The 7,687-nt window shown below is 52.7% G+C and carries 9 protein-coding genes; all 9 read right to left on the reverse strand.

Annotated features, from left to right (window positions below):
* Nucleotides 1-153 precede the first annotated feature (153 nt).
* Nucleotides 154-372: an ogr/Delta-like zinc finger family protein gene (locus FDX09_RS19545; protein WP_000980498.1), complete on the reverse strand. Its 219-nt coding sequence runs from the start codon at nt 370-372 to the stop codon at nt 154-156.
* A gap of 68 nt (nt 373-440) precedes the next feature.
* Nucleotides 441-1,541 carry a phage late control D family protein gene (locus FDX09_RS19550; protein WP_137347735.1) on the reverse strand — a complete coding sequence of 367 codons (1,101 nt, stop codon included), beginning with the start codon at nt 1,539-1,541 and terminating at the stop codon, nt 441-443.
* On the reverse strand, nt 1,538-2,023 hold the full coding sequence (locus FDX09_RS19555) for a phage tail protein (RefSeq protein ID WP_137347736.1): 486 nt from the start codon (nt 2,021-2,023) through the stop codon (nt 1,538-1,540). The genes FDX09_RS19550 and FDX09_RS19555 overlap by 4 nt, the downstream gene beginning before the upstream one ends.
* On the reverse strand, nt 2,020-4,797 hold the full coding sequence (locus tag FDX09_RS19560) for a phage tail tape measure protein (RefSeq protein ID WP_137347737.1): 2,778 nt from the start codon (nt 4,795-4,797) through the stop codon (nt 2,020-2,022). The genes FDX09_RS19555 and FDX09_RS19560 overlap by 4 nt, the downstream gene beginning before the upstream one ends.
* On the reverse strand, nt 4,790-4,909 hold the full coding sequence (locus tag FDX09_RS19565) for a GpE family phage tail protein (protein WP_000763315.1): 120 nt from the start codon (nt 4,907-4,909) through the stop codon (nt 4,790-4,792). Before FDX09_RS19565 ends, FDX09_RS19560 begins: the two co-directional genes overlap by 8 nt.
* Before the next feature lie 14 nt (nt 4,910-4,923).
* Nucleotides 4,924-5,226 carry a phage tail assembly protein gene (locus tag FDX09_RS19570; protein WP_032233623.1) on the reverse strand — a complete coding sequence of 101 codons (303 nt, stop codon included), beginning with the start codon at nt 5,224-5,226 and terminating at the stop codon, nt 4,924-4,926.
* A gap of 54 nt (nt 5,227-5,280) precedes the next feature.
* A complete protein-coding gene (locus FDX09_RS19575; protein ID WP_032266119.1) occupies nt 5,281-5,796 on the reverse strand; it encodes a phage major tail tube protein in 516 nt (171 codons plus the stop codon).
* A gap of 9 nt (nt 5,797-5,805) precedes the next feature.
* Entirely contained in the window at nt 5,806-6,978 is a 1,173-nt protein-coding gene (locus tag FDX09_RS19580; protein WP_137347738.1) for a phage tail sheath protein, read from the reverse strand.
* An 83-nt stretch (nt 6,979-7,061) separates the two neighbouring features.
* Nucleotides 7,062-7,619 (reverse strand): recombinase family protein, encoded by a 558-nt coding sequence (locus FDX09_RS19585; protein ID WP_048233364.1) that lies wholly within the window; start codon nt 7,617-7,619, stop codon nt 7,062-7,064.
* Nucleotides 7,620-7,687 lie beyond the last annotated feature (68 nt).

A 7,687-nucleotide genomic window follows, 5' to 3' on the forward strand; every position in this document is an offset into this window, starting at 1 on the left:
TTTCGGACGCGGGTTCAACTCCCGCCAGCTCCACCAAATAAAACAAGGGGTTACGTGAAAACGTAGCCCCTTTTTCTTTGGTAATGGCGGCAAAATGGCGATAGAGTGTCGGACTGGCGGCAACAAAAAACCCGCCATTAAAGCGGGTTTTGTTCAGAAACTCATGTGGCCTTGACCACCTTTTCCAGGATGTGGCGGCGCAGAAGAAATTAGATTCGGTTTTATAATGTGCCGTACAAACGTTTCATGAGTAACGAACGTACAGCCACAATTTATATTTTGGCACTGATTGTAACGTTCTTTTGTCGTAGCTGACACCTGAAAGCTGCTTCTGGTATGTGCTGCATGACCGCACTCTGGACAGTTCATCATCGCTGTTATCCCACCAATCTTGCCGTAGTCGCAATAATGATAAAGCATTATTCAATATTGAGAACCAATTATTCAATTTCAAGATCATCAATCTTTACTTCAAGCTCCATGCTGGTCGTAAATCCATTATCCGGGCTGACAGAATGCGTCAGGGTGGTAATGGTCCATTCTGCATCATCGATCGGCTGCTTAAACCCTGTAACCTTCACCGGCATTTCCGTATAGAGATCAGCCCGCCCCTCAGCGAGTTGCAGAGAAAATGAAGCAACCCCCCGCTGCAGACGTTCCCACTGCATTTTTGCTGCGCGCTCTGCATTGCTACGGTTGGCGTAGGTACGATTAAGAACCAGCACGTTTTCATCCGTTCCCACCAGATAATCGCCCTGTTTTGCTTCCGGCTCTTTGGGTGTGGTGGTTTTCTTTCGACGACGCTTAACACTGGTTGTCTCTTTTTTCCTGGGTTCACGCGTATGCAACCAGCTGGCAATAACACCGGTATAGGCACCACGATCAGCAAGGGTGAACCGATGACCGTCACCGGCTTTGCGCGTGATGGTGATAACCGGCAGCGGCTTACCGCTCGCCGTTTTTCCCTGCCCCTGCCGGATAAACAACAGATTTCCATCCTTAACGGAAGCAATCGCCCCATACTGTCGTGCCAGCTTCATCAGGAAACTGGCATCGCTTTCATTGGTCTGGTCCATGTGATCCAGCGCCTTGTCCGTCAGGTCTTTACCCAGCGCCATTTTGAGGTTATGCCGTGCTGCAATTTCCTTTACCACATCGCCAACGGTTGTCTGGTGCCATGACTTTTCGCGCCGAGTATTGAGGGTTTCACGGAAATCAGCGCTACGGGCACGGATAGTCAGACGATCAGGAGCACCGCTGTGCTCAATCTCATCGACAGTAAACGCCCCTTTAGGGAAAAGCTGCTGGCCTTTCCACCCCAGCGCCAGCTGAATAACAGCACCACGTCGCGGCAGAACAATCTGCCCGTCGGCGTCGTCCAGCTCCAGATCAAGCTGGTCAGCCTCAAAACCCCGGTTATCGGTCAGCGTCAAACTCATCAGGCGCGCATCCAGCGCTCTGGTCACGTCCTTACCTTCAATGGTGATACTGAAAGCCGGGCTTTTGCTGTTCAGGTAAAAAAGATCAGAGCTAAAATTCACTGCAGCAACCCTCCAACCGTATTTTTAATATTACCTATCGCAGACGTTGCAGAGTCCTGCAGGTTACTGAGCTCATCGCTGAGACTGCCGAACATATCAGACAGCGATTCATCAACCCTTTTCAGGGTCAGTGTAAACTCAATACGGCGAGGCATTCCGCTTTCAAAAAATTCCGTTTTTGTCTGACTCAGGCTCTCGATTACAAACATGCCGTAAATGGTCCCGCTTCCCTCAATCAGGGGCCATGCTTTGCCCAGCTCTGCCATTTGCTCCAGCGCGAGCAATGAAAGCCTGCCCCCGGTGACCTCCGGCAGCAGGACGCCAGATAACGTCAACGAGTCATTATCCGGGCCAATAAACTGCGTTGATGGTCGTCGGTTCACCCGACTATTGGCGGCGTGTCGCCAGCTTCGCTGATACTGCAGCTCCTGATATGGCACTGTACGCAGCATAAAGACATATAACCCCAGCACCATCATCATGATTCATATCCCCCTTGATCACTGAAATTACTGCGCGCTTTAGCCCTGGTCTTGCGCTCGCGTTCGTCAAGCTGTCGGGCAACTTCACGGGCAATATCTTGCGCACTCTGCCCTGGCTGAGCATAGATAGTGATCGGCGCGTGAGTTTCAAAGTGCATCACTGGCGGCGCACTGGCAGATTTCGCAGGCTGGCTTTGTTTATATGCCACAGTAGGCAGACTGTAAGGATGTAGTGGAGCAGCCTCTGCAGGCGCTGCCGCTACGCCCATGACGCCTGCAACGACGGAAGCCAGCGCGGCAGTGCGCCGCCTGCTGGTCACATTTGCGGGGCCGTTCACAATTTCAGGGCCGTTCTCCCCAACAATACCAAACTGACCACGCGGAATAATCCCACCACTGTCATACATCCCGGCAAACGGAACGGCAGCAGCAGCTGCTCCACCAACCACCTGCACCTGTGCTTTACCTTGTGTTTTATTATTTCCGGTCATCCAGTCAGGCAGATAATCGGTGACTGAGGAAAGCTTGTTTTTGAGTGTCTCCCATTTGGCATTAACACCATCGAGAATGCTGTCAATAATGGCGCTGCCCATGTCCTGAAACTTCGCAGGAAGCGCGGCAACATCAGCCAGGATCGAATTCCATTTATCACTAATAGATTGTCTGATATTGGCCCACGCGTCAGAAACGCCAGATTTTATTGCATCCCAATTTTTAGCTATTAATCCCGGCAAGGTATAATTAAAGAACAGTGACTTAATCCCCTCCCATGCGGCACTGGCCTTTTCTTTAATCCAATCCCATGCCGTACCTGTGGCATTACATACGGCATCCCACATGGCCTTGAACTTTGGCCCAAGAGTGTCCCAATTCTGCCAGATATAAATAGCACCAGCGGCGATCAGCCCTATGACAGCCAGTATAGGGTTTGCAAACATCAATCGGCCCAGCCATATAACTGACTTGCCAACAGAACTTATTGCTTTCCCAATAAGACCAAATGCAGATGAAAATTTTAGCCCCATCCCCCCTGCGCTCATTCGCACTACTGCCATCGGCCCTAACACGGACGCCAGCGCCAGTGAAACAACCCCAGCGGCGGTGGCAACAATGGCAAAGCCAGCTGCCAGCTTAAACAGCGCAGAGGTCAATTGTGGGTGTCGTTTAACAAAACCATCCAGACGTGAAGCCAGTTCACCCAACCAGTCAGCCAGATTCTTTAATGCAGGGGCAACTGTTTCACCGATACTAGCCATAGCATTGGTAAAGGAACCTGTAGCGGCTTCCCATTTATTACCAAGAGTATTCAAGGAGGCGTCAACACGCTCGCGCAGAGAAGCCTGATTTTGTAGCTTTGAAGCCGTTTCACGATACCCTGAGATGCCTTTAGTAATCATAATATTTAGCACCTGCAGCGTTTCCGCATCATCCCCAAAAATACTTTTTAACGTAGCTAACCTTTTCTCAGTATTAAGCTTTTGGAGTTGAGCTAATTGCGTGTACATTTTCTCCAGCCCGCCAAACTCCCCCTTTCCATCAGTAAAATCGAACCTAACGCCAGTGCCTTTTAGTTCATCATTAACATCCTTCACTTTTTCCGTATTCATGACGGACTGAAATACTTTTCGGTAGGCATTACCAGCTGACTCTCCAGCCATACCAGCCTGATCAGCCATAACTAATAGAGGAGCAAATGTCTTAGCTGCGTCCAATCCCTTTTTATGAATAATATCCATCGCGCTGCTGATTTTTGAGAACCCCTGCAGCATATTTCCTGAATCTACCCCCGCGTAGAATCCTTTCTGGATCACGTCCATCAGATTCATCATGTCTTTTTCGGAGGTCTGAGTAGCATCTTGTAACTTAGCCGCAAACTCAGCTGCTGCAGTGGGAGCCATCTGTAGCTGCACGCCAAGATAAGCTGCTGACTCTCCCAAACCGCCCAGGATGACCTGCGCCGACATACCCTGACGGCGTAGCATAGTCATCATGTTCTGAAAGTCGGCTGTTGTTCCCGGCAGCTTATCGCCCAAAGCAACTGCAAGCCGGTTAATTTTTTCAAATTCAGGCGCTACCTTTCCGCCCGGTCCCATCATTGAACCGGCGAGCTGATTCGCTGCATTTTCTGATTCTGAATAGGCTTTTACTGGAGCCAACAACGTCATGCCAGTAGTTACCCCAGCCGCCATCGCCCCTGCACCATTACCTGCCAGAGAGTTCCTTAACTCGCGGGTCTTTTCAGCCTTGGCTTTGATGGCGTTGAGCTTTCGCTGACGCTCGCCAATTTCACGCAGCCTGCGCTCCTGCTCAGCCAACTGTCGGTTATACCGCTCAGTTTCTCGTGCAATCCGTGCCGTCTCACGCGCTCCGCCCCCAGCAGATAACCCCAGCCGATAAAGCTCAGCCCTGGCTGCCGCCATCTGGCGAGTTTCCTGTTGCTGTTTTTGTTCAAGACGTGAAACAGCACGCCACTGAGCTTCAAGCGCCTGCGTTTGTTTTTTTGTCGGGGATTCCAAAGATGACATTTCGCGCGTCATCATTTGAGCGCGTAGCCTCGCCTGATCCAGTTCGGCACCAGTACGGCTAACACTTTTAGTTAGTTGATCGAAAGATTTAAGCTGACCTCCAGCATCACTCAGCTTTTTAATCTGATCGCGGGTTTGTCGAATAGCTGATGCCAGCTCCTTAGAGCCAGCCTGTGCATTTTTAAATGGGCGGGTTAACTTATCCACCGCCCCCAGAACTACCTGCAGTCGCAGGTTATTATCACTCATCGCTGGCCCCGCTTCTCTGAATTGCCTTATGCCGCCACTCCAGCACATCAGTCAGCGGCATAACGTCAGTGATGGACGGCGACCAGTGAAAGATGGTGGCAATATCTGCCACCAGATCATCAACCGTCAGGTTGTCGGCAAATCGGCAAGCACCGACTTCGGTAACAAAAAAGTCACCACCTCTACAGCCATTGCTGTCAGATCGGCGGGGTCCAGCTCTGCCATTTCCTGCGCGGTCAGCGTCGGAGTGGAGATTCGCGGGATCACAGTCATCATCGCGCCCACGTCCATATCCATAATGGCCTGCAGACGGGTGCCACGCAGTGCGCCGGACTGCGGCTTGCGCAGCACAATTTCGGTAATTTCAGTTTTACCGCGCATGATGGGGGTATCCAGTTTTACGGTCTTTTCAGTCAGCTTGTCGCTCATGTTCGTATCCTGTTAATGAAATACTGGCGCGGCTGCCCGCGCCGTTAAGGTTAATCAGAGGCCGAGGGCATTACGGTGTTCTTCCATCAGATCCACGCCGTCAACGATCTCAACCATGTTGACCAGATCGACCTCATAGAGCACCTCACCGTTAATGGTCAGCTTCGCGTAGCTGTTGGTACTGCTGACCTTGGTGGCGCTACTCTCGCCGGTTTTCCACTCGCCGGAATCCACTTCTTTATGACGCCCGCGCACAACCAGCTCAACGGCCTGCACTTCGCCAGTATCGTCACGCTGAATGGAACCGGTGAAACGCAGCTGGATGCCGTCAACGGTTGCCTTACCCATCTGCTTGAATAACAGCAGTTCGGTGCCGCCGATTGAAAATTCCGTGTCCAGTGCGCCGTCATCCAGCCCCATGTCCACATCCACCGCGCCCGGCATACCGCCGCCGCGATACTTCTCAAACTTGCGGGTGAATTTCGGCAGGGTCAGAGACTCGACAATCCCCTGCCAGTTGTTCCCGTCGTTGAACAGGTTCAGGTGTTTTAACTTACGTGGTAAAGCCATGGTGTCCCCTTACGCGCTGACCTGGCTGGAGAAATCCAGCAGGTACTGATCGGTGATGCGCTGGCGCAGCATCAGGTTTTCAAGCGGCGGCACCGGCGTGTAGTCGTAGTCGATAGTGAGTTTCCCTGCTTTCAGGGAGTCTTTATCGTTCACCGACTCATCCAGCCAGCAGTCTGCACCGATGATGTAGCCCTGCGTTTTCAGGCTGCGCAGCTTGGCGCGGATACCTTCGATAATGTCACGGGCCAGCGATGGGTTGAGCACGCCATCCACCGCCCACATGTGCGCTTCAGCGATGGTGTCAGCCAGCACCTGCGCCGTGCGGGTGTAGTTCTCAAAGGCAAACAGCGGATCGTCACTGAGGCAGCGGGAACCCCAGAAGCGGAAGCCGTCTTTGCGGATAAGCGTGGTGATGTCATTCTGGTTGAGCAGTCCCGCATCGGTTGCCGGGTCCTGCAGATCCCAGAACACATCAGCGGAAATGCCGGTGACACCGTTCACGCCCACGTTGGACAGGGTCTTGTGCCAGCCGGTCTGCTCGTCAATTTTGGCTCGCAGGCCGAGCGCACGGGCGGAGGCGTAAGCTGTCGCGTCTGCATTCAGCACAGTGTCAAAGTTGATAAAGTCAGGCCAGATCAGCATCCCCTCGCGCTGGCTGAAATTGTCACGGTAGGCAATTGCTTCTTCTACCGTTTTGCAGCCGTAGGCGGACAGATAGGCAAACCCGCGCAGACTCTGCGCCACGCTCAGCAGCTCAGTGGCAACTGCCTGCGTGTCGTGTCCCGGCACACCGAGAATGCGCGGCTTGACACCGAGCTGCGACTGCGCCGATAGCAGCGCTTTCATGCCCGTTTTTTTACCGTCAGCAGTCACACCGCCGATAATGTTGGAGGTGGTTTCCGCTTCGGTTTCGCCCTGCGCCACGCGCACAACGACGGTCACGGGTTTAGCCTGGTCTGCAATCGCATCCAGCGAACGGGCCAGCGTGCCGGACTCTCCCGCTTTGCCGCTGGCGGTCAGCACATCGGTCAGCAGAACCGGCTTGTTGAGGGGAAACATAGACGCATCAGCATCATCGCCGGTGCAGACCATGCCCACGATGGCGGTGCTCACCGTGGTAATGGATCGGGTGCCCTCGTTGATTTCAACAACGCGCACCCCGTGGTGGTAATCCTGAGCCATAGCGGCGAACCTCCTGATTGGAATAGGCTTCGCCCTATGTTGTATTGATTACGTCACGCAGACAGCTGCGCGGCGTTGTCCTGTTAATCACACAATGTCGCAGGATATTTGCGGTATAACGTCGAGATCCCCACATCAAAAATTAAAGCAACCCGCTGCCGTGTTTCACCTGCAGCAAGTAACCTGCCAGCCTGTGCCCATTGCTCTGGCGTCAGTTTTGGTCTTCGCCCTCCAATCCTGCCTTTAGCTCTTGCAGCTTCCAGTCCCGCACGGGTTCGTTCCACTATCAGCTCGCGTTCCATCTCCGCCAGTGCCCCCATAACGTGAAAGAAAAACCGCCCCATTGGCGTACTGGTGTCTATGCTGTCAGTCAGACTACGGAAATTAACTCCGCGCTGCCGGAGTTCTTCTATCAGGGTAACAAGGTGTCGCATGCTTCTTCCCAGCCTGTCGAGCTTCCATACAACCAGCGTGTCTCCCTCTGATAACGTCCTGAGCAACCTTTTTAGCCCTGGCCTGTCTGCTGTTTTTCCGCTCATTTTGTCTTCAAAAATTAGCTCACATCCTGAGCGTTCCAGTGCATCACGCTGCAGCGCTGTGTTTTGCTCACTTGTTGATACGCGCACATAGCCGACTAACATTTGTTTTCCCTTATGCAAAAGTCCAAATAATGCCAGCCAGGCGGGAAAACAGCATTTTCTTAAACGTT

The sequence above is a fragment of the Citrobacter sp. wls717 genome (assembly GCF_005280955.1).
Taxonomy (GTDB): Bacteria; Pseudomonadota; Gammaproteobacteria; order Enterobacterales; family Enterobacteriaceae; genus Citrobacter; species Citrobacter werkmanii.

What these genes read in the sequence shown, in the direction of transcription:
- FDX09_RS19545 (WP_000980498.1), bottom strand. Translation starts at nt 372, where the DNA reads ATGATGAACTGTCCAGAGTGCGGTCATGCAGCACATACCAGAAGCAGC.
- FDX09_RS19555 (WP_137347736.1), bottom strand. Translation starts at nt 2,023, where the DNA reads ATGATGATGGTGCTGGGGTTATATGTCTTTATGCTGCGTACAGTGCCA.
- FDX09_RS19560 (WP_137347737.1), bottom strand. Translation starts at nt 4,797, where the DNA reads ATGAGTGATAATAACCTGCGACTGCAGGTAGTTCTGGGGGCGGTGGAT.
- FDX09_RS19570 (WP_032233623.1), bottom strand. Translation starts at nt 5,226, where the DNA reads ATGAGCGACAAGCTGACTGAAAAGACCGTAAAACTGGATACCCCCATC.
- FDX09_RS19575 (WP_032266119.1), bottom strand. Translation starts at nt 5,796, where the DNA reads ATGGCTTTACCACGTAAGTTAAAACACCTGAACCTGTTCAACGACGGG.
- FDX09_RS19580 (WP_137347738.1), bottom strand. Translation starts at nt 6,978, where the DNA reads ATGGCTCAGGATTACCACCACGGGGTGCGCGTTGTTGAAATCAACGAG.
- FDX09_RS19585 (WP_048233364.1), bottom strand. Translation starts at nt 7,619, where the DNA reads ATGTTAGTCGGCTATGTGCGCGTATCAACAAGTGAGCAAAACACAGCG.